This window comes from Frankia sp. Hr75.2 (genome assembly GCF_949319125.1).
Classification (GTDB): domain Bacteria; phylum Actinomycetota; class Actinomycetes; order Frankiales; family Frankiaceae; genus Parafrankia; species Parafrankia soli.
The window spans coordinates 1-780 of sequence record NZ_CASGGV010000203.1; the positions used below are offsets into that span (position 1 = coordinate 1).

Here is a 780-nt window from a genome sequence, read left to right on the forward strand (position 1 = left end):
ACGACCAGCTGGCCGCTCGTTCCGTCGTGCCGTCGACGCTGGCGACCTCCAGTGCGAAGGGGCCGCTGCCGGGAAGGCTGTCGAACGCGACGGCCAGCGACGTTCCCCATGGTTTCGTGATGAGCGTGGCGCGACCAGTGATCGCCGTACCCGTCGCGGCGACGAAGGAGGTGGAGGGCCCACTCGGTGCCCTGGCAAAGGGACTGTTCACGACGAGACCGATTCCGGCGCACAGGACGAGCACAGCAGCGACCGCCGCGAGGCGCCAGGAGCGGGTTAGGCGAACCGACCGTCGTTCGGCGCGCACCCGCTGGAGCAGCTCGTCCAGAGAGGGTTCGCCCTCCCCCGCAGTACCCGGCAGACGCCGGAGCAGCGTGGGAACCGACGCCGTCTCGTCGAGTTCGGCACGGCATCCGGCGCAGCCGGCGAGATGGGCTTCGACGGCGTTCCGGTCGTCGACGTCCAGACCGCCCAGGACGAAGGCCCCGAGCAGGAACCGGACCTCGTCGTGCTCGGGTGTCATCGACCGACCCCCATCTCCTCGAAGGCGTCACGCAGCGCGCGGATCGCATAGTAGGCACGGGACTTGACGGTGCCCTCTGGCAGTGCAAGGCGGGCTGCCGCCTCGCGTACCGACCTTCCCTCGTAGTACAGCTCTTGGACGACAGCCCGGTGCGCGGGCGAAATACGACCCAGCGCCTCCGCGACCACCCACTCCTCGATGGCCTGGCTCACGTCGTCGACGGCGGGGGCGGCCGCCACGACCTCGCCGCCGTCGTC

Annotated in this window: 2 protein-coding genes; both read right to left on the bottom strand. The window is 70.3% G+C overall.

What is annotated here, in order from left to right; all coding sequences use genetic code 11:
* The coding region (locus tag AC559T_RS15015; protein ID WP_498869122.1) for an anti-sigma factor family protein at positions 1-523 on the bottom strand (523 nt) is incomplete at its 3' end.
* Positions 520-780 (bottom strand): sigma factor-like helix-turn-helix DNA-binding protein (locus AC559T_RS15020; RefSeq protein WP_498869123.1); only part of this gene is annotated, 261 nt, incomplete at its 5' end. The genes AC559T_RS15020 and AC559T_RS15015, both read right to left, overlap by 4 nt.